The sequence below is a fragment of the Dactylosporangium darangshiense genome (genome assembly GCF_039537565.1).
Classification (GTDB): domain Bacteria; phylum Actinomycetota; class Actinomycetes; order Mycobacteriales; family Micromonosporaceae; genus Dactylosporangium; species Dactylosporangium darangshiense.
On record NZ_BAABAT010000005.1, the window covers coordinates 233206 to 257860 of the forward strand.

Annotated in this window: 13 protein-coding genes and 1 pseudogene; 5 read left to right on the top strand and 9 right to left on the bottom strand. The window is 72.1% G+C overall.

Annotation, left to right across the window (positions count from 1 at the left end):
- Nucleotides 1-3 precede the first annotated feature (3 nt).
- A complete protein-coding gene (locus ABD901_RS13415) occupies nt 4-474 on the bottom strand; it encodes a DUF6232 family protein (RefSeq protein WP_345125054.1) in 471 nt (156 codons plus the stop codon).
- 71 nt (nt 475-545) lie between these two features.
- Here ABD901_RS13415 and ABD901_RS13420 point away from each other — a divergent pair, with 71 nt between their 5' ends.
- Nucleotides 546-1331: an enoyl-CoA hydratase/isomerase family protein gene (locus ABD901_RS13420; protein WP_345125582.1), complete on the top strand. Its 786-nt coding sequence runs from the start codon at nt 546-548 to the stop codon at nt 1329-1331.
- A gap of 5 nt (nt 1332-1336) precedes the next feature.
- On the opposite strand, the gene ABD901_RS13425 is transcribed toward ABD901_RS13420, so the two are convergent.
- Nucleotides 1337-2146 carry an ABC transporter ATP-binding protein gene (locus ABD901_RS13425; protein ID WP_345125058.1) on the bottom strand — a complete coding sequence of 270 codons (810 nt, stop codon included), beginning with the start codon at nt 2144-2146 and terminating at the stop codon, nt 1337-1339.
- 52 nt (nt 2147-2198) lie between these two features.
- On the opposite strand from ABD901_RS13425, the gene ABD901_RS13430 reads away from it, so the two are divergent.
- Nucleotides 2199-3170 carry an ABC transporter ATP-binding protein gene (locus ABD901_RS13430; protein WP_425556689.1) on the top strand — a complete coding sequence of 324 codons (972 nt, stop codon included), beginning with the start codon at nt 2199-2201 and terminating at the stop codon, nt 3168-3170.
- Nucleotides 3167-4162 carry an ABC transporter permease subunit gene (locus tag ABD901_RS13435; RefSeq protein WP_345125062.1) on the top strand — a complete coding sequence of 332 codons (996 nt, stop codon included), beginning with the start codon at nt 3167-3169 and terminating at the stop codon, nt 4160-4162. Before ABD901_RS13430 ends, ABD901_RS13435 begins: the two co-directional genes overlap by 4 nt.
- A 443-nt stretch (nt 4163-4605) precedes the next feature.
- On the opposite strand, the gene ABD901_RS13440 is transcribed toward ABD901_RS13435, so the two are convergent.
- Nucleotides 4606-6057: a glycoside hydrolase family 3 protein gene (locus ABD901_RS13440; protein WP_345125064.1), complete on the bottom strand. Its 1452-nt coding sequence runs from the start codon at nt 6055-6057 to the stop codon at nt 4606-4608.
- A gap of 218 nt (nt 6058-6275) precedes the next feature.
- Here ABD901_RS13440 and ABD901_RS13445 point away from each other — a divergent pair, with 218 nt between their 5' ends.
- Nucleotides 6276-7448 (top strand): ROK family transcriptional regulator, encoded by a 1173-nt coding sequence (locus ABD901_RS13445; RefSeq protein ID WP_345125067.1) that lies wholly within the window; start codon nt 6276-6278, stop codon nt 7446-7448.
- A 540-nt stretch (nt 7449-7988) separates the two neighbouring features.
- Here the strand turns inward: ABD901_RS13445 and ABD901_RS13450 are convergent.
- Nucleotides 7989-12872, bottom strand: coding sequence for an NAD-glutamate dehydrogenase (locus ABD901_RS13450; protein ID WP_380136710.1), 4884 nt, complete (start codon nt 12870-12872; stop codon nt 7989-7991).
- A 210-nt stretch (nt 12873-13082) separates the two neighbouring features.
- On the opposite strand from ABD901_RS13450, the gene ABD901_RS13455 reads away from it, so the two are divergent.
- Nucleotides 13083-14972, top strand: coding sequence for a penicillin-binding transpeptidase domain-containing protein (locus ABD901_RS13455; RefSeq protein WP_345125071.1), 1890 nt, complete (start codon nt 13083-13085; stop codon nt 14970-14972).
- A gap of 599 nt (nt 14973-15571) precedes the next feature.
- Here ABD901_RS13455 and ABD901_RS13460 read toward each other — a convergent pair.
- The 5 genes and pseudogenes from ABD901_RS13460 to ABD901_RS13480 all read right to left on the bottom strand — a co-directional run.
- Nucleotides 15572-16780, bottom strand: a pseudogene (locus ABD901_RS13460) (arginase family protein); the annotation flags it as partial.
- Nucleotides 16777-17670, bottom strand: a complete 894-nt coding sequence (locus tag ABD901_RS13465) for a tetratricopeptide repeat protein (protein ID WP_345125073.1) — start codon at nt 17668-17670, stop codon at nt 16777-16779. The gene ABD901_RS13465 and the pseudogene ABD901_RS13460, both read right to left, overlap by 4 nt.
- 4 nt (nt 17671-17674) lie before the next feature.
- Nucleotides 17675-18547, bottom strand: coding sequence for an ABC transporter ATP-binding protein (locus tag ABD901_RS13470; protein ID WP_345125076.1), 873 nt, complete (start codon nt 18545-18547; stop codon nt 17675-17677).
- A 39-nt stretch (nt 18548-18586) separates the two neighbouring features.
- Nucleotides 18587-21619 (bottom strand): FtsX-like permease family protein, encoded by a 3033-nt coding sequence (locus tag ABD901_RS13475; protein WP_345125110.1) that lies wholly within the window; start codon nt 21617-21619, stop codon nt 18587-18589.
- Nucleotides 21616-24582 (bottom strand): FtsX-like permease family protein, encoded by a 2967-nt coding sequence (locus ABD901_RS13480; protein ID WP_345125121.1) that lies wholly within the window; start codon nt 24580-24582, stop codon nt 21616-21618. Before ABD901_RS13480 ends, ABD901_RS13475 begins: the two co-directional genes overlap by 4 nt.
- Nucleotides 24583-24655: the final 73 nt, after the last annotated feature.

Consider the following 24655-nt stretch of genomic DNA (forward strand, 5'->3'; position numbering starts at 1 on the left):
AGTCTAGGCGGACTGTTCGACCGCCCGCTGCAGCGCTCGATAGATCTGCCCGAATTTGGGCGAGTCCGTGGTCGAATAGATCATCGAGTCCCCGGCGGCCGTGCGCACCCAGATCTCGTGCACGCCCTTGCCGTGGTCGTGCGCCCGGTCCAGCAGATCCAGCAGGCCCTCGACGCTGAACGCGACGATGCCGCCGATGACGATGACGGCGAGGATGCCGCCGGCGATGTACATCGTCTGCTGGTCGCCGCTGAAGTCGATCCGGCGCGCGAACATCCCGGCCGCCACGAGCAGGCCCAGGACGACCAGCACGGCGCCGCCGCGGGTGGCGAACATGTACGCGCCGTGGCGCAGGCGGCCGGTTCGCTCGTGCCAGATGTAGCTCAGGGTTTCCAGTGGGTACCAAGCATCAGCGACGCGCACACCGCCGGAGCTGATGTGCACCACGTTGTCGCGGTAGTACGTGGTGGCCATGGCACCTCTGAAGGTACCGCCGAATACGCTCCAGGCAACGACAACGACGTTGAGGAGACACTGTGGACGCGGTGAAAACCGGGAGTAGCCCCCTCGTGCGGCTGGAGGTGGACGCCGGCATCGGCACGATCCGGCTCGACCGCCCGCCGATGAACGCCCTGAACATCCAGGTTCAGGAGGAGCTGCGGGCCGCGGCACAGGAGGCCTCCGCGCGCGACGACGTGCGCGCGGTCGTGCTCTACGGCGGCGAGAAGGTCTTCGCCGCCGGCGCCGACATCAAGGAGATGGCCGGCATGGGCTACGCCGCGATGGCCGCCCGCGCCGGGCGGCTCTCCGGCGCGTTCGACGCGGTCGCCCGGATCCCGAAGCCGGTCGTCGCGGCGGTCACCGGCTATGCGCTCGGGGGCGGCTGCGAGCTGGCGCTCACCGCGGACTGGCGGGTCGCCGCCGAGGACGCGACGCTGGGCCAGCCGGAGATCACCCTGGGCATCATCCCGGGGGCCGGCGGCACACAGCGGCTGGCCCGCCTCGTCGGCCCGGCCCGCGCCAAGGACCTGATCATGTCGGGCCGGTTCGTGCCCGCCAACGAGGCGCTCGCGATGGGTCTCGTGGATCGAGTGGTACCGCGGGAGCAGGTCTACGAGGCCGCCCTCGCGCTCGTGCGGCCCTACGTCAACGGCCCGGCGGTGGCGCTGCGCGCCGCCAAGCAGGCGGTCGACGGCGGCCTCGACATGGACCTCGCCTCGGGCCTGGCGTGGGAGAGCCAGCTCTTCGCGGCGCTGTTCGCCACCGAGGACAAGGCCGAGGGCATGGCCGCGTTCGTGGAGAAGCGCAAGCCCGACTTCAAGGGCGCCTGAACCCGCTAGGCGCCTTGGGCGTGGAAGCGGCCGTCGATCGTCGACAGCCGCAGCGGCACGCCGAACGCCTTGGACAGGTTGTCGGCGGTGATGGTGTCCCGGAGCAGCCCCTGGGCCACCACGCCGCCGTCACGCATCAGCATCGCGTGCGTGAAGCCCGGCGGGATCTCCTCGACGTGGTGGGTGACGAGCGCCAGCGCCGGCGCGTCGGGGTCGGCGGCGAGGTCGGCGAGGCGGCGCACCAGGTCCTCGCGGGCGCCGAGGTCCAGCCCGGCGGTGGGCTCGTCGAGCAGCAGCAGCTCCGGGTCGGCCATGAGCGCACGGGCGATCTGCACCCGCTTGCGCTCGCCCTCCGACAGCGTGCCGTAGAGCCGGTCGGCGAGGGCCGCGACGCCGAACTGATCCAGCAGCGACATGGCCCGCGCCTCGTCCATCGGGTCGTAGTGCTCGCGATAGCGCCCGATGACCGCCCAGGACGCGGTGAGCACGACGTCGCGCGCGGTCTCGTCGGTCGGCAGCAGCAGGGCGTTGGAGGTGAACCCGAGGCGCGTCTTGAGCTCGGCGATGTTGGTCCGGCCGAGGCGCTCGCCGAGGATGCTGACCGAGCCGCGGGTCGGGTACATCCGCGCGCCGGCCAGGTTGAGCAACGTCGTCTTGCCCGCGCCGTTGGGCCCGAGGATGACCCACCGCTCGTCGAGCTCGACCTGCCAGCTCACCGAGCGGATCAGGTCGTTGCGGTTGCGGGTGACCGTCGCATTCTCCACCGCGATGACAAGGTCATCTGACACGTGCCAATCCAACCACGGCCGGTCCATCGACGACTGCCGGGGCCCCGCGCGCGTGAGCAAACCCGTAATGTGCGCGGGGATGACACCAGCATTGGAAATACGCGGTCTGGTCAAGACATATCAGAGCGTGTTCGGCAAACCGCGGGCCGCGATCGACCGGCTCGACATGCTCGTCGAGCCCGGCCAGATCCACGGATTCCTCGGCCCGAACGGCTCCGGCAAGTCGACCACGCTGAAGACCGCGCTCGGGCTGCTGCGCGCCGACGGCGGATCGATGCGCATCCTCGGCGAGCCCGTGCCGCGCCGTCAGGCCCAGGTCGCGCCCCGCGTCGGCGCGATCGTCGAGGCGCCGGCGTTCTTCGGCAACTTCACGGCGTACAAAACTCTCGCACTACTGGCGAAGGCCGGTGGCGTGCCGAAGGACCGGATCGGGATCGTCCTCGACCAGGTCGGGCTCGCCGACCGCGCCGAGGACCAGGTCCGCTCCTACTCCCTGGGCATGCGCCAGCGCCTCGCCGTCGCCTCCGCGCTGCTGAAGGACCCGGAGCTGCTGATCCTGGACGAGCCGAACAACGGCCTCGACCCGGCGGGCATCCGCGAGATGCGCGACCTGCTGCGTGCGCAGGCCGACCGCGGCATGACCGTGGTGATCTCCAGCCACATCCTGGCCGAGATCCAGCAGATCTGCGACTCCGTCACGATCATCTCCCGCGGCCGCACCGTGGGCGCCGGCGCCGTGTCGCAGGTGCTCGCCGTCGCCGACAAGGGCGCCTACCGGGTGCGCGTCGACGACCATCACCGCGCCGCCGAGATCCTCACCGAGGCCGGCGCCGACGTCAGCGTCGCCGGCGACCACATCATCGTGCACGACCTCGCCGACGCGTCCTGGGTGTCGCACGCACTCGGCGTCAACGGCCTGTGGGTGCGCGAGCTCGCACCGGTCGCCCAGCTCGAGGACGCGTTCCTGAGCCTCACCGGCGGCGGCCCCCGCCGCGGCACCTTCCGCCCGGTCGACGACTCGGACTGGTCCGACGAGGAGCAAAAGGCATGACCCGCCTGTTCGCGGCCGAATGGTCGCGCCTGTTCAGCCGCCGCGTCACGCTCGTGACCCTTGTCCTCATCGCGACCCTGCTGGCGCTGCTCACGTTCGGCTTCACGCTCACCCGCAGCACGCCCACCCCGGCCGAGGTCGAGTCCGCGCGCGTCAACGCCGCCTCCGCGGCCGAGATCTGGGACCAGAACGTCGACCGCTGCTCCAAGGTCCAGTCCGGCCTCGAGAACGCCAACGAGCACGAGTCCTTCCCGCGCGGCTGCGACTACGGCCCGCGCCCGACCACCGAGTCGCTGCTCGACTACGGCTTCTCGTTCCACCGCCAGTGGCCGTCGCTGTTCTACACCGCCGCGATCGTGCTCACCCTCGCCGGCTTCGTCGTCGGCGCCTCGTTCGTCGGCGTCGAGTGGAGCTCCGGCGGGATGGCTAACCTACTGCTGTGGGCACCCCGCCGCGGCTCGGTCCTGGCCGCCAAGCTGCTGGCCGCCTGCGCGGGCGTCGGCGCCATTTCCGTGGTGTACCTCGGTGTCTGGACCGCCGCCTTCATGGCCGTGGCGGCGGGCAACGGCACAGTCAGCCAGATGACGGCCGGGGAGTTCGGCTCGCTGCTGCTCACCGGCGTGCGGGTCGTCCTGCTGGCGATCGCCGGCACGGCACTGGGCTTCGCGATCGCCTCACTCGGCCGGCACACGTCCACGGCCCTGGGCGTCGGGATGGCGTACCTGCTGGTGTACGAGCTGGGCACCCTCGTGCTCTTCAGCGTCATCCAGACCGTCGACTACTCGCAGAAGTACCGGCTCTTCCCGTACATCTCGGCGTGGCTCACGAAGAGCTACACCTTCGAGACCGACGTGGCGTCGTGCAGGGTGGGCTGCGTGCCGAAGGCCGGCTTCTCAGGCAGCTGGGAGCAGGGCGGCCTGGTGATCATCGCGGTCGTGGCTCTCGTGGTGCTCGCGTCATTTTGGTCAATGAAGCGCCGCGACGCCCGCTGACCTCCTCGCCCGCACCCCTCGCGCGTACAACGTCGCCTCCCTCACCCGGCACGCAGCGTTCGGCGATTCGCGACATGTCGGGCGCTGACGCGCCACGACATGTCGGATTTATACCCTGGCAGGCGAAATTTCATCGCGATTCGGCCGCCGGGCGCGCTCGGGCACCTGGCGCCGTCCGGCGCGCTCGGCATCTGACGCCATTCGGCCCGCTCGACACCTGCCTGGCTCCCACGAAGCGCGCAAGCGGGCCGGCGGCGCGAGCTGGCCACGCCCGGCATCCGGCGCCATCCGGCCCGTTCGGCACCTGGCAACTGCCTGTACGTTATGTCTCCACGATGATGTACAACCGGCCTTGAACAGGGCCGAGAACGCATGATCACGGAAAGAAAATGCCGGCCCGCCGCCATGTGGGAGGCGGCGTCAGCTGCGAGGACGGCGCCGAGCTAGGCGGCGAGGCCCAGGGTCTCGGCGGCGGCGCGGCCGTTCGCGTGGCTCGCGCCCCACGTGGTGATGAAAGCCCGCGCACCCCGAGGCCGCCACGACGACGGCCACCCCATCTCGACCACGGTCACCGCGTGCGTGGCGGTCAGCGCCTCGACCAGCGCCCGCGTGCCCGCCAGCCGGTGCACGTTGCGCCCCACGATCACGATCGGCCGCCCGCCCGCGCGGGCGAGCAGCTCGGCCGGGTCGGCCTTCTCGGCGACGATGCGGACCTGCTCGGTGCCGTTGACGTGCGGGCCGAGGCCCCAGGGCACGCGGCCCGCGGCGATCGAGGACTCCGACTCCAGCTGCACGATCAGCGGCGCGGCGCCCCGCTCGTGGCTGCCCTCGATGCGTACCGCGCCCAGCGCCGCCGGGTACCCCAGGCCGGGCTCCTCCCGGTCGGTGCGGTCGCCGCTGCGCGTCCAGGCCGAGAGGTCGGCGACACGGGCCACGGCCTCCTCGAGGCGATCGGCCGGCAGGCGCCCGTCCCGTACCGCGGCCACGATCTCGTCGGCGCAGGCGTTGGTGATCTGCTCGTCGATGTCCGCGCCGATGCACAGCAGGTCGGCGCCCGCGGCCAGGGCGAGCACTGCGCCGGCCGGGATGCCGCCGGCGTAGCGGGCCGCGCCGAGCATCTCCAGGGCGTCGGTGACGACCACGCCGGTGAAGCCCAGGTCGCGGCGCAGCAGGTCGACGAGGACGGCGCGGCTGAAGGTCGCCGGGGCGTCGCCCGTGAGGGCCGGCACGCGGATGTGCGCGGTCATGATCGACTTGGCGCCGGCCTCGATCGCGGCGACGAACGGCGGCAGCTCCCGGCCGTGCAGGAGGGCGGCGTCGATGTCGACGGTCGGCAGCTCCAGGTGCGAGTCGGCCAGCGTCGCGCCGTGGCCGGGGAAGTGCTTGGCGCACGCCGCGACGCCCGCGCCCTGCAGGCCGAGGACGGCGGCGGCGGTGTGCGTGGCGACGGCGATCGGGTCGGCGCCGAAGCTGCGCGTACCGATGATGGGATTGTCGTCCGCGGTGTTCACGTCAACGGTGGGCGCCAGATTGAGGTTGATGCCCAACTGGTCGAGCTCGGCGCCGATCGTGCGGTACACCCTGCGGGTCACGGCGGGATCGCCGAGGGCGCCCAGCGCGGCGTTGCCCGGATACGGGCTTCCGGAGCGGTGCGCCAGCCGCGTGACGTCGCCGCCCTCCTCGTCGATGGCGATGAGGACGCCATCGCGCGCCGCGTGCAGGCTCGACGTGAGCGCGGCGAGCTGGTCGCGCTCGACGATGTTGAAGCCGAAGAGCAGGTGCCCGGCCATCCCCTCGGCGAGGAGGTCCACGGCCCATGCCGGGGCCTGCTCCCCGCTGAAGGCGCCCAGCAGCGTGCCCAGGGCCAGCCGGCGGAGTCCGGGATCGGTCGACACGATGTTCCCCCCTCAGCGCGGACGCGTCCGCAGCATCGGCCGACGGCGTCGTCGAGGCCCGATCCTGCACACTCGTCCGATGCGCTATCCACGATCGTAAGAGCTTCTTGACCAGTTGTGCGTAGGCCGAGTGGGTGGTCCGACCGTACGCTCTCCCAATAGGTTGCTTGTGGCACGCTAATAGGAAAGTTTCCTAAATACTAGGGGTGTACGTCACCATGAGTTCTGCCAGACTGCCCGGCACGCCCCGACTGCTGCGCGCCCTCAACGACCGGGCCGCCCTCGAGCTGCTGCTGAGCCGGGGCCCGCTGACCCGCGCGCAGCTGGGCGAGCTGACCGGCCTGTCCAAGGTCACCGCATCGCAGCTGGTGGAGCGCCTGGAAGAGCGCGGACTGGTGGCCCGCGTCGGCGAGCAGGCCGGCGGGCGCGGCCCCAACGCCCAGATGTACGCGGTCGTCCCCGCCACGGCGTACGTGGTCGGCGTCGATGCCGGCCCCGCGCACGTCGTCGCCGGTGTTGCGGACATCACGGGCAACATCGTGGGCCGCACCGACGTGGCGATCGGCGACGGCGACGACCCGGTCAAGGTGGTACACGCCGCGGTGGTGGAGGCCGCCTCGGTCGCCGGCGCGCCGATCGAGCGGCTGCGGCGCATCGTGCTCGGCACGCCCGGCCTGGTCGACCCGAAGAGCGGCGAGATCACCTTCGCCTGGGACCTGCCGCGCTGGCACCGCGGCCTGCTGACCGCCCTGCGCGAGGACCTCGACCGCCCGGTCGTGTTCGAGAACGACGTCAACCTGGCCGCCATCGCCGAGCAGCACAGCGGCGCCGCGATCGGCGCGCAGGACTTCGTGCTCGTCTGGCTCGACCGTGGCGTCGGCACCGCCGTCGTGCTGGGCGGCCGTCTGCACCGCGGCAGCGTAGGCGCGGCGGGCGAGATCGGCTACCTGCCGGTGGCCGGCACCCAGGTGAGCCGCGACGTGTCCCGCCGTTCGAAGAGCGGCTTCCGGACCCTGGTCGACGCCGCCGCGGTACGCGCGATCGCCAAGACACACGGCTTCAAGGCCGCCGGCGCCGCGGACGCCGTGCGCTCCGCGATCGCCGCCGGCACCGCCGGCAGCCCGTTCCTGGACGAGCTCGCCCGCCGCATCTCCCTCGGCGTGGCCTCGGTGGGCCTGGTCCTCGACCCGGAGCTGGTGGTGCTGGCCGGCGAGATCGGACAGGCGGGCGGCGCCGATCTGGCTCAGCGTGTACAGCATGAGGTCGCCGCCATCGCAGTGGTCTCCCCGCGGGTGGTGCCCACGGAGGTCGCTTCGGAGCCGGTGCTGAACGGCGCGATTCTGACGGGCCTGGATGCGGTACGCGAGGAGGTCTTCGGCTCCACCGCGTGAAACTTCCACGCCGCCCGCAACTTGGCACACGCCCGGCACCGGTCCCGCCCGGCCGTCTCGCGGCGCGTTCGCCGGACGGCGTCGCGGTTCGCCCAGCCGTCCCGCGGCGCGTGCGCCGGACGGCGTCCCGCCCCCGCACAGCCGGCCCCGCGGCGCGTTCGCCGGACGGCGTCGCGGTTCGCCCAGCCGTCCCGCGGCGCGTGCGCCGGACGGCGTCCCGCCCCCGCACAGCCGGCCCCGCGACGCGTTCGCCGAGCGGCGTCGCGGTCGCCCAAGCGGTCTCGCGGCGCGTGCGCCGAGCGGCGTCCCGCTCCCGCCAAGCCGTCTCGCGGCGTGCTCGCCGAGCGGCGTCGCGGTGTTCGCCCGGCCGCCTTGCGCGCAATCGCGGGCGCATTTCGTCGCTTGCGCAACCTTCGATGCCGATTTATCGCCTGTCAGGGTATAAATCCGACATGTCGTGGCGCGCCAGCGCCCGACATGTCGCAAAAGCCCGAGCCCGCGTCGTGAACGCGGGCCCGGGCTCCGGAAACAAGCGAACCGCTAGGCCGCCGAGGCGCGGACCAGCGTGCGGATCTGGCGCAGGAGCACCGAGATCGCGGCCAGGTCCCCCGGCGAGTCGCCGAACTCGCCGAGGGTGTTGCGGGTGCGGGCGATCGACGTCGCGTTGCTCTGCTCCCACTCGTGCACCCGCGCCTCCGGGTCCGCCTCCCGGGAGGTGGCGTTGAGGACCTCGGCGGTGAGAGCCGCGAGCGCGGCGTAGAGGTCGTAGCGCAGCGCCATGCGGGCCAGGGTCTGCCAGCGGTCCTCGCGCGGCAGGGCCGAGATCCGCGACAGCAGGTCGTCGACGCGGAAGCGCTCGGACAGCAGGTAGTAGACCGTCGCGACCTCGTTCACGTCGCGGCCGGTGGCCGAGGCGACCTCGACGATGTCGAGGAGGCCGAAGCCGTACATGATCCGGGTGGTGGTGTCGGCGATCTCCTCCGGCAGGCCGAGCTCGCGCAGGCCCTCGGCGTTGGCGCGCAGGGCATCGCGCTCGCGGCCGCGGAAGAGGGTGTCCAGCTGCGGCAGCAGGCGGGCGATGCCGGGGCGCAGCCGAGCGATCTCGCCGGGCACGTCGATCGGCAGGCGGCGGTTGGAGACCAGCCAGCGCACCGCCCGGTCGAGCAGGCGGCGCATCTCCAGGTACACCGCCGTCTGCGACGGGGTCGGGATCTGGTTGTCCAGCGACTCGACCGCGCGGCGCAGGTCGCCCAGGTTGTACACCTCGCGGATGACGACCGAGGCGCGCAGCACGTCGGCGGCGCCGGCGCCGGTCTCCTCCGAAGCGCGGTGGAAGAACGACGTGCCGCCGCGGTTGACCGCCTCGTTGACGATCGCGGTGGTGACGATCTCGCGGCGCAGCGGGTGCTCGGCCATCGCCTCGGCGAAGCGCTCGCGCAGGGCGGTCGGGAAGTACCCGACCAGGACCTCGTTGGTCCAGTCCTCGTCGGGCAGGTCGGAGTCGAGGATCTCGTGCTCGAGCACGATCTTGACGTACGAGAGCAGGACGGCGAACTCCGGCGAGGTCAGGCCGACGCCGGTGGCCGCGCGCACGTCGAGCTCCTCGTCGCTCGGCAGGCCCTCCAGCTCCCGGTTGAGCTGGCCCCGGTGCTCGAGGTCGGCAATGAGCCGCTTGTGCACCGGCAGCAGGGAGCGGGACTGTGCGCGGGCGTTGCCCAGGGCCGTCGCCTGGTCGTAGTTGTCGCGCAGGACCAGCTCGCCGACCTCGTCGGCCATCCCGGCCAGCAGCGGGTTGCGCTCGGCCGGCTCGAGCTCGCCGGCGTTGACCGCGCGGTCGAGCAGGATCTTGATGTTGACCTCGTGATCGGAGCAGTCGACGCCGGCCGAGTTGTCGATGAAATCGGTGGCGATACGGCCGCCGTTGAGCGCGTACTCGATCCGGCCACGCTGCGTCAGGCCAAGGTTGCCGCCCTCGCCGACCACCCTCGCACGCAGCTCCCGGCCGTTGACACGGACATAGTCGTTGGCCTTGTCGCCCACGTCGGCCTGCGACTCGCCGGTCGCCTTGACATAAGTGCCGATACCGCCGTTCCAGAACAGGTCCACCGGCGCGGCCAAAATCGCATGCATGACATCATTCGGGGCCAGCGGCCCGACGGCAGTGATACCCAACGCCGCGCGGGCGGCCTCGGACAGAACAATCGACTTGGCCGTACGCGGATACACCCCACCACCCGCCGAGATCTTCGACCGGTCGTAGTCATCCCACGACGAACGCGGCAACGCGAACAACCGCGACCGCTCAGCAAACCCCGACGCCGCATCCGGCACCGGATCGATGAAGATGTGCCGGTGGTCGAACGCCGCCACCAGCCGGATGTGCGGCGAGAGCAGCATGCCGTTGCCGAACACGTCTCCCGACATGTCGCCGACGCCGACCACGGTGAACTCGGTCGCCTGGGTATCCACGCCGAGCTCACGGAAGTGCCGCTTCACCGACTCCCAGGCGCCCTTGGCGGTGATGCCCATCTTCTTGTGGTCGTACCCGGCCGAACCGCCCGACGCGAACGCGTCACCGAGCCAGAACCCGTACCGCATGGAGATCTCATTGGCGATGTCGGAGAACGTCGCCGTGCCCTTGTCCGCCGCCACAACCAGATAGGGGTCGTCGGGGTCGTGGCGCACCACGTCGGGCGGCGCGACGACCTTGCCGCCGTCGAGGTTGTCGGTGACGTCCAACAGCGCCGAAATGAACAGCTGGTAGCAGGCCACCGCCTCGTCACGGTCGCCCGGGTTCTGCTTGAGCACGAACCCGCCCTTGGCACCGGTCGGCACGATGACCGCGTTCTTCACCATCTGCGCCTTGACCAGACCCAGAATCTCGGTCCGGAAGTCCTCACGCCGATCCGACCAGCGCAGACCGCCGCGGGCGACGGTGCCGAAGCGCAGGTGCACGCCCTCGAACCTCGGGGAGTACACGAAAATCTCGAAACGCGGCCGGGGAGCCGGCAGATCCGGGATCGACTGCGGGTCGATCTTGAAGGCGGTGTAGGACTTCGGGCGCCCGCCGTCGCCGCGCTGGTAGAACGAGGTGCGCAGCGTGGCCTGGATCAGGTGCAGGAACGAGCGCAGGATCCGGTCCTGATCGAGGCTCGTGACCTGCTCGAGGTCGGCGTTGATCGCCGTGACCAGTTCCTTGGACTGCACCGAGCGGGTCGCCTCGGACATCTGCAGCCGGGGGTCGAAGCGGGCGGCGAAGAGCGCGACGAGCTTGGAGGCGATCGCGGGGTAGGACAGCAGCGTCGTCTCCATGTAGTCCTGGGAGAAGACGGTGCCGGCCTGGCGCAGGTACTTGGCGTACGCGCGCAGCACGACGACCTCACGCCACGTGAGGCCGGCCTTGATCACCAGGGTGTTGAAGTTGTCGACCTCCGCCTCGCCGCGCCACGTCGCCGAGAACGCGTTCTCCAGGTGGGGCCGCACGTCCACGATGGGGCGGGAGTCCGACGGCAGCTGCAGGCCGAAGTCGTACAGGTAGATCGTGCTGTCCGAGCGGACGACCTCGTAGGGCCGCTCGTCGGTGACCTGCACGCCGAGTGAGTGCAGCACCGGCAGGACGGCCGAGAGGATCATCGGCTCGCCGTACCGGAACACCTTGAAGCGGATGTCGGACTCGTCCTGCCGGCGGCGGTACACGTGCATGACCAGCTGCCCGGGCTCGTCGAGCAGCTCGAGCTTCGCGACGTCCTTGACCGCCTCGTAGGGCGTGTGCTCGTCCTTGTACGTGTCCGAGATCGCCGAGCCGTAGCGCTGGTAGAGCACCTTCGCCTGGTGCTCGTCGTTGAGCTTGCGCTCCAGCACCAGCCGGAAGTCGTCGTCCCACAGGCGGGTCGCCTCGGACAGGCGCTCGGTGAGGTCGTCGACGTCGATGTCGCCCGGCGGGTTGCCGGGCTCGGTGCGCACGATGAAGTGCACGCGGGCGAACTTCGACTCGCTCACCCGGGTGGTGTAGTCCACGCCGATGCCGTTGAGCTCGGCGAGCAGGATCTGCTGGATGCGCAGCCGGTTGGCGGTGGTGAACCGGTCACGGGGCAGGTAGACCAGGCAGGAGATGAACCGGCCGTAGGCGTCGCGGCGCAGGAAGACCTTGAGCTGGCGGCGCCCGGCCAGGCGCAGCACGCCCATGGCCGACTTGTAGAGCTCCTCGGTGCCGATCTGGAAGAGCTCGTCGCGCGGGTACGTCTCCAGGGTCTCCATCAGGTCCTTGCCGGAGTGGGAGCGCGGCGACAGCCCGGAGCGCTCGACCACCTCCGCGACCTTGCGCTTGACCACCGGCAGGTCGCGCACGCTGGTGCGGTACGCCGCCGAGGAGAACAGCCCGAGGAAGCGCTTCTCGCCGATCACGTTGCCGTCGGCGTCGAACTGCTTGAAGCCGATGTAGTCGAGGTAGGCCGAGCGGTGCACGGTCGCGCGCGAGTTGGCCTTCGTGATGATCAGCAGCCGCTTCTCCAGGGCCTTCGCGTAGGCCTCCGCCGTCATCGAGGACAGCACCCGCGGCTTGACCTGGTCGCCGCGCAGGATGCCCAGGCCGGAGCCGAGCACCGCCAGCAGCAGTTCCTCGCCGTTCTCGCCCTTGATGAGTTTGTACTGCCGGAAGCCCAGGAAGGTGAAGTGGTCGTCCACGAGCCATCGCAGCAGCTCGACGGAGTCCGTGATGTCCTTGTCGGGGACCGGCAGCTGCGCGCTGCCGAGCTCATCGGCGAGCGCGAGGGCCTGGGTGCGCATCTTCGGCCAGTCCTCGACCGCCTCGCGCACGTCGGTCAGCACGCGGATCAGGTCGGTGCGCAGGTCATCGACCTCGGCTTCGTCGCGGATGCGGTCGACCTCGATGCGGATCCAGCTCTCGACGATGTCGCCGGGGCTCGCGTCCTCGGGCTCGATGCCGACCCGGATCTTCTCCAGCGCCCCGAGTGGGGCCCGGCGCACCACGACCAGCGGGTGGACCAGCAGGTTGACGTCGATGTTGCGCGAGGACAGCGCGCTGGTGACCGAGTCGACCAGGAACGGCATGTCGTCGGTGATGATCTCCACGGAGGTGCCGCCGGTGACGCTGAGCCCCAGCCGCAGCTTGAGCTCGCCCGGCGTGCGCTGCTGCGCGAGCTCCAGGTGCGACTTGGTGGCCTCGACCATCTTGGCGACGTTGCAGGCGGCCAGCTCCTCGTCCGGCACCAGGCGCCAGTAGGCGGCTACGAGTTCGGGGTCGGCATCCTGGGCGGCGGCCAGCACGACCGCCTCCGCCACCAGGTGCTCCGCGTTGGGCACTGACTGCTCCAGCTCGTCGTCTTCGACCGCCGCGTCGGGGGTCCGAGCGCCGCGTAAGCCTCGTGCGTCGTCCTTCACCGGGGTTGCCCCAGGCCGATTCATCGGTTGTTCTCCCCTCGCCCACCACGTTGTGGGTTGTCCCCGCTCAGCCTAAGACGTACTCGTAGGGCCTCACATGCGTGGGGAATGCCAGTGCTGCCCGGTTCACCATCGTCGAATACCCGATCAACCGGACCTCGGCGTACTGAATTGTCCTGCTTATGCAATCTTGGGGCGTGCAGATCGGTGCTTTCATGACGCAGAATCGCCCCCATGGCCGTTTCACTGCGTCGCGTCACCGCACTCGCCACCGCCCTGGCGCTGCTCGGCACGTTGCCCGCGTGCTCCAGCAAGCCGCCGGACGACTCGCTCAAGACCTTCCTCGGGGCCTGGGAGAAGGGCAACATCGCCGGCCTGAAGTTCCTCGGTACGGACGGTAAAGCCCTCGCCGGCGACGCGGCGCAGAAGCTGCTGACCTCGGTCGCGGGCGACCTCGCGGCCCAGCCGCCGAAGCTCACGCTCAAGGGCTCGCCCGTGGTCAAGGACGACAACAGCAGCGTCGTGGTGCACGTGGCCTGGCCCGTCGCGGACTCGACGTGGGAGTACGACACCACGGTCGACGCCAAGCGGGTCGACAAGCTGTGGACCGTGGTGTTCGGCGCGAAGACCATCAACCCGCAGCTGGAGGCGACCGACAAGCTCGCGGTCCGCAAGAGCGCCGGGCCGCGGGGCAGCATTCTCGACGGCGCCGGCCAGCCGATCGTGAGCAGCAAGCCCGTCGTGATCGTCGGCGTCCAGCCGCGCTCGATCACCGACATCAACCTCGTCGTCAAGAATCTGACAGACGCCTTCACCCAGGCGAAGGTCTCAGTCGACCTCAGCGGCCTGCCCAACCAGGTGAAGAACGCCAAGCCCGACGCCTTTGTGCAGATCGTCACATTGCGCAAGGAGGTGTACGACGGGATCGCCAACAAGCTGAACTCGACGCCCGGCGTCATCACCCGCAACTCGACGCAGGCGCTGGCGCCCTCCGCGCAGTTCGCCCGGGCCCTGCTGGGCACGACCGGCGAGGTGACGAAGGAGATCATGGACAAGAACCCGGGCAAGTACAAGATCGGCGACGTCGTCGGCCTGTCCGGGCTCCAGCAGCGGTACGACACGAACCTGCAGGGCAAGCCCGGCGTCAAGGTCGTCGTGCCGATGCCGACCGGCATCCCGGACAAGGAGCTGTTCTCCACCGACCCGACGGCCGGCGCGCAGATCAAGCTGTCCCTCGACATCAACATGCAGAACGCCGCCGAGCAGGCGCTGTCCGGCGAGACCCGCCGCTCCGCCCTCGTCGCGATCCGCGTCAGCGACAACTCGATCGTCGCGGTCGCCAACGGCCCGGGCGCGGCGCCGAACAACTTCGCGCTCACCGGCCAGACCCCGCCCGGCTCGACGTTCAAGACCGTCACCGCGCTCGCGGTGCTGGACAAGGGCATGAACGGCGAGAGCCCGGTCGACTGCCCGAAGAACCTCACCGTCGACGGCCGCACCTTCAAGAACTCCCACGACCAGGAGCTCGGCACCGTCCCGCTGCGCGTCGACTTCGCCAAGTCGTGCAACACGGCGTTCGCCTCGCTCGCCCCGAAGATCGCCCCCGACGGCCTCGGCAAGACGGCGCAGAGCCTCGGCATCGGCATCCCGTGGGACCTCGGCACGGACGTGTTCACAGGCAAGGTCTCGGTCAACGGCTCCAAGGCCGAGCAGGCGGCGGCCGCCTTCGGCCAGGGCACTACCCTGACCTCCCCCGTGAGCCTGGCCGGCGCCGCGGCCGCGATCGCCCGCGGCCAGTGGAAGCAGCCGCAGCTGGTCCTGGACCCGGCCCCGAAGAGCCCCGCCGCGGACGGCCCGCAGCTCAACCAGGGCTCGCTGGACGCGCTGCGCGCGATGATGCGCCAGGTCGTCACGGACGGCACGGCGAGCCAGCTGAAGGACCTGCCGGGCGACCTGCGGGGCAAGACCGGCACCGCGGAATACGACAACGACCCGGCGCACACCCACTCCTGGTTCATGGGGTACCGCGGCGACATCGCCTTCTGCGTCTTCGTCGAGAACGGCGGCGCCTCGACCGCGGCCGCGGTCCCGATCGCCGGCAAGTTCTTCCAGACGATCGGCTGACCTCACCTCTCGCGACACAGACGGCCGGCCCGGGGCACCCGCCCCGGGCCGGCCGTGTCGTTGGTCGCTGTCCGGCCTCAGCCGGTGGTCTCGTCCTCGTCGACCGGCGTCCGCGCCGCGGGCACGACGTCGGTCAGCGGCGACTCGGCCGGCTCGGCGGCCCGGCGCCGCAGGCCCTGCGACGCGATCGGCGCTCCGCCGCCCTGCGGCCGCAGCCCGCCGGGCCCCATGGAGTCGCGCGGCAGCGAGTCGAGCGACAGCGAGGCCGCCCGTTTCCCGCGCCCCCGCATCCAGCTCGGCCGCCCGTTCCCGCTCTCCCCCGCCTCGACGACGGCGGGCGCGGCAGGCTCGACGTCTTCGACAAGGTCGTCTTCGGTCGCGTCTTCTTCGGCGGCGGCCCGAACGTCCTCAGCAACGTCACCCTCGTCGGCAACCTCAGCCTCGTCCAGGTCCTCGGGCTCATCCAGGTCCTCGGGCCCGTACAGATCCTCGGGCCCGTACAGGGACTCAACCTCGTCCGCGGCCTCGGGCTCGGCCTCTTCCAGGGCCTGAGCATCGTCCAAGGCTTCGGCGTCGTCGGCCGCTTCGGGCTCTTCCGCCGGCTCGGCCGCATCCTCCGTGACCACCGACCGGTCGATACCCGATATTTCCGAAATGTCGGGTATGGCGCGCCCAGCGAGCGGAGCGGCGTCGAAGGCGTCCGGCGCGGTCGGGATCGCAATGTCGAACGCGGGTGGCGGCGCCGGGAGGTCGAACGGTGGCGCCGGGGTGGGGACGCGCGGGGTGATCAGCGGCGGCCCGGAGACCGGCGGCGCCGAGACCGGAGCGGCGAACGGCGGCGCCGAGATCACCGGGTCGGGCACCGCGGCGGCCAGCGCCGACGACGTGATCAGCGGCTCGAGGCCCGTGACGAGGACGTCGGTCACCTCGGCGGCGTACTGCCCGTCCGGGTCGTAGTCCGGGTCGAACACGGTCACCTGCGCGCCCAGGCAGCGCGGGTCGGAGACGAGGCCGCTGAGCAGGATCTCCAGCTCGCGGTAGGCGATGCCGCCCACGTCGGGTGCGTCGACGGCGGGCATCACGGCCGGGTCGAGCACGTCGACGTCGATGTGGACCCAGAAGCCGGCGCATTCGCGCAGCTGGTCGCGGGCCCACTGGGCGGAGCGGGCGGCGCCGTGCGAGCGCAGCTCCGGCACGGCGCGGGCGACGATGCCGGCGGCCTGCAGGTCCAGGCGGTACTCGTCGTGGGTGCGGATGCCCAGCAGCGCGACGTCGACGTCGCGGAAGTACGGGCGGCGCTGCTCGATCGAGGACAGGTTGGCCTGGCCGCGGCCGGTCGCCAGGGCCAGGGCCTCGCCCGCGGCGGCGCCGACGTAGGAGGCGTTGCCCTCGTGGCGGAAGTCGGAGTGGCCGTCGACGTAGATCAGGCCGATGCGGCCGCCGGCCTCGTGCTGGTAACGGCGCATGGCCAGGCCCGCGCCGAGCAGGATCGAGCAGTCGCCGCCGAGGATGAGCGGGAAGTCGCCCGAGGCGAGGATGGTGCCGATGCGGTCGGCGAGGCGGCGCACGAAGACGGCGATCTCGGCGGCCTGCGCCACGCCGTCGCCGGGCTGCCACCCCGCCGGGTCGTACCGCGGCGGGGTGATGCAGCCGGCGTCGCGCGCGCCCAGGCGGGCCAGCAGGTTGTGGTCGCGCAGCGCGCCGGGCGCCTTGGCGCAGCCGGGCACCGAGGTGGCGGTCGGTGGCCGCAACCCCAGGTTGCTCGGTGCGTCGACGACGGCGATCCGGCGCAATGCGGGCGCCGTCAGAAGAGCGCGCTCGCCAGTGCCCGGCGGGCCTTGGCGACCGCTGGGTCGTCGGGGCCGGCGACGGTGAAGAGCGAGACGAGGTGCTTGCGCACCGTCTCGCGCTCGTCGCCCGCCGTGCGGCGGATGAGGTTCACCAGCCGGGTGTACGCCCTGTCGGCCTCCCCGGTCAGCACCTCGACGTCGGCGGCCAGCAGCTGGGCCGGGATGTCGTCGGGGGCGGCCTGCGCGGCGGTCAGTACGGCGGCGGGATCGGCGCCCTCGGTGCGCCGCAGCAGCCCGACCTGCGCGAGGCCGGACTCGGCGACGGCGTCGGCCGGGGTCTCGGAGAGGATCTTGCGGTAGGCGGCCTCGGCGGCGTCGAGGTCGCCGTCGGCCATCGCGTCGTCGGCGGCGAGCAGGCGCGGGTCCTCGGGCTGCTCGACCTCGACGCCGGCGGCCTTGAGCACCGCGTCGATCCACTGGCGCAGGTGCGGCTCGGGCAGCATCTGGTTGAAAGCGTCGACGGGCTGGCCGCCGACGATCGCCACGACGAACGGGATGTTCTGGATGCGGAACATCTGCGCGAGGCGCGGGTTGGCCTCGATGTCGACCCTGGCGAGCACCCACGTGCCGTCACCCTCGGCGGCCAGCTGCGCCAGCAGCGGCGAGAACTGCTGGTGCGGTGCGCTCATCTCGACGTAGAAGTCGAGGACGACCGGCACCGTCAGCGAGCGCTGGATGACGTCGTCCTGGAACGTCGCCTCGGTGACGTCGATCACGTGGGCGCCGGTGGGTGCCGCGGGGGCGGGCTGGGTCGCCCGCTGCGCTGCGGCCGCATTGCTGCGGGCCAGGGCGCCGAGATCCACCGCCCCGCGGGTGAAGATCGACTGAGACTGGCGTGGGTCGCTCATGGCCCTAGTTTTGCACGTGCCCCATGTGGTCTGCCGCAAGTGATCGGTCGGATCCACCCGCCACCAGCGTGACGGCGCCGTCGATGTGCTCGACGGTGAAGAGGGTGCCCGGCGGGAAGTCGCCGAGGACCTCGGGCGGCAGCTGTACCGTGCCGTCGCCCGCCACGACCGCGAAGTCCTGGCCGTCGCGGCCCTCGGCGCCGACCCGCCCGTCGCGGATGGTGACGGCCCGGCCGAGGCGGGTGCCGACGTCACCGTCGTGGGTGACCACGACGATCGTGGTGTTGCGCTCGCGGTTGACGGTCTCGAGGGCCTCGAGCACCTCGTCGCGGCCGTGCGTGTCGAGCTGGCTGGTCGGCTCGTCGACCAGCAGCAGGCCGGGGCCGGCGGCGATGCCGACGGCGAGCGCTGCGCGCTGGCGGGCGCCGGGCGCGAGCTCCTCGATTCGGGAGCGGCCCAGGCCCGGCAGGCCCACCAGGTCCAGGATGCGGTCGGGGTCGTCGAGCTTGATCCCCTCGGTGCGCGCCGCCCGCCGCTGGGCCAGCCAGATGTTGCGGTGCAGCGACGCATACGGCAGCAGGTTGCGCGCGGCGCCCTGCAGCACGACGCCGATCTCGGTGCCGCGCAGGCGCGCGATCTCGCCGTCGGAGAGCTTGCCCATGTCGTACGTCCCGATGTTGACCCGCCCGGCGGAGGGCCTCATCAGGCCGGCGAGCAGCGCGATGAGCGTCGACTTGCCCGAGCCCGACGGCCCGACCAGCGCGAGCGTCTCACCCGGCCCGATCGACAGGTCGACGCCGGCGAGGGCGACGACGTCGCCGGCCTCGGCCCGGTAGATGTGCACGACCCGCCGGCAGGCGACCGCCAGTCCGTTCATCGTCCCCGTCCCTTCAACAGTGGTCCGCAGGCCACGACGTCATCGCTTCCGCAGTGTGGTTGCCGCACGCAGCCGGGCTCCGGCGACGATCGCGGCCCCGGCGAGCAGCACCGCGGCCGCCGCCCACGCGGCCGCGACCGGCCCGGGCGAGGGCCAGGTCGACGCCGAGAAGCCGTGCGGGTCGTCGCTGAACACCGGAAGATACTCGCGCACCAGCAGCCAGCTGGCCAGAGCCGCGAACGGCGCGATCAGCGCCGCCGTGCCGACCAGGACCAGGTAGCCGCTCGCGCCGGCCGCGCGGCGGGGCACGCCCTGCGCACGCAGTGCACGCAGCTCGCCCGCGCGGCGCAGCCGGTCGAGGCTGGAGACCAGCCACAGCGCGCCGATCGCGAGCACGACCGCGAGGCCGCCGGCGAGCTCGTGGAAGCGCAGCGCGACGGCCGGCCCCTGCTCCTCGAGGGCCTCGCGCAGCGGGCCGACGGCGCGGTCTCCGGTGACGTTCAGGCCCGCCGCCCGCACCCGGTCGAGGATGTCGGGCGGCGCGTTCGGCCCGAGGAAGATCTGCGGGTACTCCGCGTCGCCGCCGTCGGTCGCGAGCCGTTCGGCGTACTCGAAGTCGACGAGCCCGCCGCGGTACGCCAGCTTCGGCACCGTCTCGACCTCGCCCGCGATCGTGATCGTCTGCTGGGTCAGGTCCAGGCCGGTCATGTGGTCGCCGATGCCGGCGGTGCGGGCCATGATCACGGGCAGGGGCGAGGGCGCGTCGGTGGGCATGATGCGCACCGCGACGTCGGCGCCCTTGTACCCGGTCAGCTCGGCCCGCAGCCCGTCCTTCGCTGCGGTCAGCGTCGGCACGAGCAGCTTCGGCCCGGGCGACTCCGGCGTGCGCCACCCGTCGGTGTCGGCGAACGCGGACTCGTCGACGATCGGGGCGCCGTGCTGGCTGAGGCTGTGCAGCGTCATCGTCACGTCGAAGCCGCGCCCCTCGGGCTGCTCCAGCGCGACCGCCGCCAGCCGGCACTTGTTGACGCACATCGGCAGGTTGCGGACGTAGGTGTGCCGGCCCGTCTGGACCGGGCCGAGGTCGACCTGGCCCGGGTCGGAGCCGTCGGAGGGGACGACGATGGCGACCCAGTGCACCCGGAACGCGTCGACGAGCGAGTCGACGGTGACGTCGAGCGAGAGCTCCTTGTTGTCGACCTCGATCGACGGCCGACCGGCGTCGGGGCGCAGCAGCCGCGCCGCCTGCGCGGCGGAGATCTTCTTGTCGTCCCACAGCGCGCTGCCGGCCAGCGCCTTGCTGTCCACGGCGAGCATCGGCGGCACCCCGGTGTCCTCGGAGACCGGCAGCATCACGGTGGCCATCGCGAACTTCCCGTCCGGGTCGACCGAGCGGACCCGCGCCAGCAGCGAGGCACGGCTGATCGGCTCGACGGACAGCACGCGGGTCGCGCCGAGCTCGACGCGGGCGCGCCGGTCGCGGGCGTCGGAGGAGGCGCTGGCCGCGGTCGAGGCGAAGACGAGCAGGCCTATCGCGACGACGAACAGAGCGAGCACGCGCTGGGTGCCGGGGCGGCGCGCCAGCGCGTAGGCGGCGAGCGTGGGCCCGATCCGGCCGCGGCGCATGGCCCGGCGCCCGACCCGCTCGGCGATGGGCAGCACGGCGCGGGCGGCCAGCAGCGCCACGGCGATGACGACCGCGGACGGCGCGAACAGCGCGAAGCCGGTCAGGCCGCCCCCGCCCCGGCGCAGCTGCACGACGGCGACGGCAGCGAGCACCACGACGACGACCTCGAACACCGGCGCGCCCCAGCGCGAGACTCGGCTGGGCACGTTGCGCAGCAGGTCGACGGTGCGCTTGGCCAGCTCGGCGCGCTGGGCCAGCAGGGCGGCGAACAGCGCGCCGGCGAGCGAGGCGAGCGACCACCAGTTCAGCCCGGCCGACAGGGAGACGTCGCCGGAGGAGCCCAGCAGCAGCCAGGCGGCGATCCGGACCAGGAAGTGGCCGAGGACGAAGCCGACCACGGCGCCGCCGAGGATCGGCACGATGCTCTCACCGGCGGCGAGCCACCAGCGTCGCGAGAGGGTCACGCCGCGCAGCGCGAACAGGCCCAGCTCGCCCCGCCGTTCCTGGGTGGCCGCGGCGACGGCGATGAAGAGCACGAACCAGCACAGGAGCACCAGGGGTACCGCTGCGACCGGAACCACCTCGGCCACCAGGTCACGGTCGCCGTTGATCCGCGCGAGCAGATTGGGCAGCTCGGTGTGCACGGTCGCGTGGCCGGGCAGCGCCGCGAGCTTGTCCTTGCCGGTCTGTACCGAGGCGTTGATGCCGTCCAGCGACTCCCGGGTGATCGCCGAGCCGTCGATGACGACGTCGAGCGCCTGCTTCTCGTTGCCGTGCTGGAGCGCCTCCAGGGTGAGGCGGGAGGCGAAGACCGGCTCGCTGGTCTGCCGGGGGCTGAAGCGGGTGTTGAAGTAGTCGGCGTCGGACCAGTACTGCTCGGCCTTGTTCCTGGGGTCGAACGCGCCGACCAGGGTCAGGGTGACCTTCGGCCCGGCCTCGACGAAGTCGCCGTCCGACGGGTCGATCGTGCCGTAGCAGGCCTGGAAGGTGTCGCCGACGCGCAGCCCGAGCTGCTTGACCGCCGCCGTGCTCAGCACGACCTCGGTCTCGCTGACGAAGCACCGGCCGGCGGTGAAGGTCAGGTGCGCGCAGGCGTCGTCGCGGTACACGAACCGGGGCGCGATCTTGGTGATCTTCGGGTCGTTCGGCGTGATCACGAGGTCGTACTCGGTGCTGAACACGCTCGCGAAGCCGCCGCCGCCGAAGACCTGCGGCACCAGGTTCTCGAAGTCGTGGTCGGCCGGCGACGGCGTGGTGCGCCGCGCCTGCACGACCCGCTCGGCAGGCGGCGCCGCGGCAACCTCGCTGCGCACGACCGCGCGGTCGGCCGTTGCCGAGTAGACCGGGGCGCTGACCGCGGCGGCCATGGCGAACATGGCCAGCAGGAAAGCGGTGAGGGCCTGCCCCGGCCGGGCCCGCACCATCGACAGGACCAGGCCAATCACGGAGCGCTCCATCCATCGGCGAAGTAGGGCAGCACGTCGCCGATATAGGCGCGGATCAGGGCTGCGAGCAGCAGCCCGAACAGCAACGAGGCGCCGGCCAGCACGAGGTATCCCTCGATGCCGACCCGCTTGACCAGCCGCGACGGCGCACCTTGGGCCCGCAGGGCGCCCAGCTCGCGGGCGCGGGGACGGCGCTCGACGGCGGCGACGACGGTCGCGGACCCGATGGCCAGCGCGAGCCCGACGATCGCCGACAGCAGCATGAACTGCAGGGTGAGCGGTGGGCCGAACGACGCGTAGAGCTCGGCGACGCCGTCGATCGACTCCTCGCCGAGCACGAGCAGCCCCTGGTCCTGCAGCCGCTTCGTCATGTCGGCCGGCGCGCTCGCGTTGAGCCAGACCTGCAGCGACTCGCCGGCGCCGAAGTCGGCGCCGAGGCGGTCGGCGTACTCGAGGTCGACGAGCACGCCCTTGTCGCCCAGGCGGGGCAGCCACCGCGCGGTGCCGGCGATCGACTCGGAGATCGAGATCGAGCCGTAGCTGACCCGCTGGTCGCCGACGAGGCGCGGTTGCAGCTTCGTCGCCCGCACGCTGGGCAGCGGGGCCGGGGAGTCCAGCGGGTACACGCCGGGGTCGGCGGCGCCGCCGGGGCGCACGGGCGCGACGGTGAGCTTCAACCCATCCTCGACCGGCGTGACGATGAGGTTGGGCGGATAGCCGTTGACGCCGAGGCGCCAACGGGTGCGGTCGGTGTACATCTCCTTGGCCAGCACCGCCTGCCCGCCGCCCTGGGTGAGCGCGTGGACGGTGGTCTCGATCCCGGGCCGGGCGGAGAAGAACGCCTTCTGCTCCAGCGTGCTCTGGTTGATCTGCATCGAGCTCAGCCGGCATCCGGGCGCGGTGGCGCAGGCCGGCACCGCGGCGCGCAGCGTCTGGTGTCCCTCGGCGAGCGGGCCGAGGCGGGCCGTCAGCCGGGTGCCCTTGGGGTCGGCGAGCACGACGTCGAGGTACACCACGCGGCTGGAATCGGTGACCGTGTAGTGGTTGGTGACGTCGGCCTCGACCTCGGAGCCGGTGACCGTGATCGCGGCCGGGGCGTCCGGGTGCAGCAGGGCGGCCGTGGCGTCGGCGCTCGCGCCGTACTCGGGGCGCCACGCCGCGACCTTGGCCAGGCGCGGGCTGTCGACGAGCAGCACCCGGTCGCTGCCCGAGCGCACCGACTCGACCGCCGCCATCGCGTAGTCGCCGCGCGGGTCGGCGGCGCGCACCGCGTTGAGCAGGGCGAGCCGGTTCTCGGCCCGCACCGTCAGCACCCGGTCGGCGCCGACCTCGAGCTGCGCCCGGGCGTGGCCCGCGTCGCGCCCGGCGTTCCAGGTCAGCGCCGAGGTGCACAGCAGGGCCACGGTCACGATCATCAGCGCGGCGAGGCGGTGCACGCCGGGCCGGCGGGCCAGGTAGATCGCGGTGAGGGCGCGGGCGGGGTGGCCATGGCGCAGCGCGCCCTCGACGGCCCGCCCGGCGGTGAACGTGATAAGCCGCGCGGCGACCAGCGCGAAGGCCAGGGCGGCCAGGCCGGGCGCGAGCAGCGCGAGGCCGGCGGCGTCGCCCGCGGCCCGGTGCTTGACCTGGTAGACGGCCGCCACCGCGAGCGCGACGAGGACGAGGTCGAACAGGTCGCGCCAGATGCGGGAGCGCACCGAGCCCTGGCGCAGCAGCTCGGAGACGCTGGAGGACAGCGACCGACGCTCGGCCAGCAGCGCGGCGAGCAGCGCGCCGAGGACGGCGAGCCCGGCCGCGCCCACGGACAGCGTCGCCGCCTGCTCGCTCGCCCCGGCGTCGCGGATGGAGCCGGTGACGGCGGTTGCGGCGGCGTACCCGATGGGGAGGCCCAGCACGGCTCCGACCAGCATCGGCAGGGCACTCTGCCCGCTCACCAGCGCCCAGGTGCGCCCGCGCGTGGCGCCGCGCAGCTTCACCAGCCCGATGTCGGGGCGCCGTTCCTCGCCCGTGTACTTGACCGCGAGGTACAACGCGAACCAGCACAGCACGAGCAGCTGGAAGGCGCCGACGGGGACGCCCAGGGAGACCAGCCGCCGGTCGCGCTCGACCTTGTCGATCGTCGTCTGCAGCAGCGTGTTGAGCGTGAGGCGGTTGTTGCCGGCCTCGACGGTGGCGGCGTTGAGACGGTCGCGGACCTCGCCGGGATCGTTGTCGACCAGCAGCGACGGGCCGGCGACCATGTCGACGACCGTGCGGACCGGCACCGGCAGGCCCTTGTCGAACGTCGCCGCGCTGGTGAGCAGCGCGTCGTCGACGGGCTCGGTGATCGCCGGGTCGGGGCTGGTCGGCAGGGCCTTGGCGACGAGCTGGTCGTTGCTGCTCCAGAACGGGTCGTTCGGGTCGTCGGGGCGGTACACGCCGACGACCTTGAGCTGCAGCGGCTTGGGCAGCCCGGAGTTGGCGTAGGCGAGCGCGTCGCCGGGCTGGACCCGCAGCCAGCGCGCCGTGCGGTAGCTGACGGCCACCTCGTTGGCGGCACTGGGGCAACTGCCCTCGACGGAGAGGTGCGAGCAGGCGTCGGTGCGCAGCAGCAGCGCCGAGTCGGTGGCGCGCGGCTGGCCGAGCTCGCGCGGCTGGCTGGTGCCGGTGCTCGCCTGGCCGGGCAGGTAGACCCCGGTGTACGTGGTGAAGCCGGACAGCCCGACGATCCGCTGCGTCCGGTCGGCCTCGGCGGCCAGCTGCGCCTCGACGGAGCCACCCTCGAGGGAACCCTCGCCGATCGTCTCCAGCGAGCGCTCCTGGATCGGCGCGCTCTGCACGTGCCGGATGGCGATGCGCTCGGTGGAGGCCAGCACATACCAGGGCGACGCCGCCGCGGCGGCCGCGGCGAGCGTGCTGAGCAGCAGCAACGTCAGCGCCTGGGCGCGACGGGCCCGCAGCGCTGCGAGCACGAGTGCGAGCAAGGCCCCTCCCCCGTGGTCAAGGTCGTTCGTATCTAGACCTGCGGGGGAGGGAACCGGTTGCGGGGTTGTATTG

Excerpts from the sequence above, each read along its gene's own strand:
- ABD901_RS13425 (WP_345125058.1), bottom strand. The coding sequence starts at position 2,146 with ATGGACCGGCCGTGGTTGGATTGGCACGTGTCAGATGACCTTGTCATC.
- ABD901_RS13435 (WP_345125062.1), top strand. The coding sequence starts at position 3,167 with ATGACCCGCCTGTTCGCGGCCGAATGGTCGCGCCTGTTCAGCCGCCGC.
- ABD901_RS13470 (WP_345125076.1), bottom strand. The coding sequence starts at position 18,547 with ATGAACGGACTGGCGGTCGCCTGCCGGCGGGTCGTGCACATCTACCGG.
- ABD901_RS13430 (WP_425556689.1), top strand. The coding sequence starts at position 2,199 with ATGACACCAGCATTGGAAATACGCGGTCTGGTCAAGACATATCAGAGC.
- ABD901_RS13465 (WP_345125073.1), bottom strand. The coding sequence starts at position 17,670 with ATGAGCGACCCACGCCAGTCTCAGTCGATCTTCACCCGCGGGGCGGTG.
- ABD901_RS13450 (WP_380136710.1), bottom strand. The coding sequence starts at position 12,872 with ATGAATCGGCCTGGGGCAACCCCGGTGAAGGACGACGCACGAGGCTTA.
- ABD901_RS13455 (WP_345125071.1), top strand. The coding sequence starts at position 13,083 with ATGGCCGTTTCACTGCGTCGCGTCACCGCACTCGCCACCGCCCTGGCG.
- ABD901_RS13445 (WP_345125067.1), top strand. The coding sequence starts at position 6,276 with ATGAGTTCTGCCAGACTGCCCGGCACGCCCCGACTGCTGCGCGCCCTC.
- ABD901_RS13415 (WP_345125054.1), bottom strand. The coding sequence starts at position 474 with ATGGCCACCACGTACTACCGCGACAACGTGGTGCACATCAGCTCCGGC.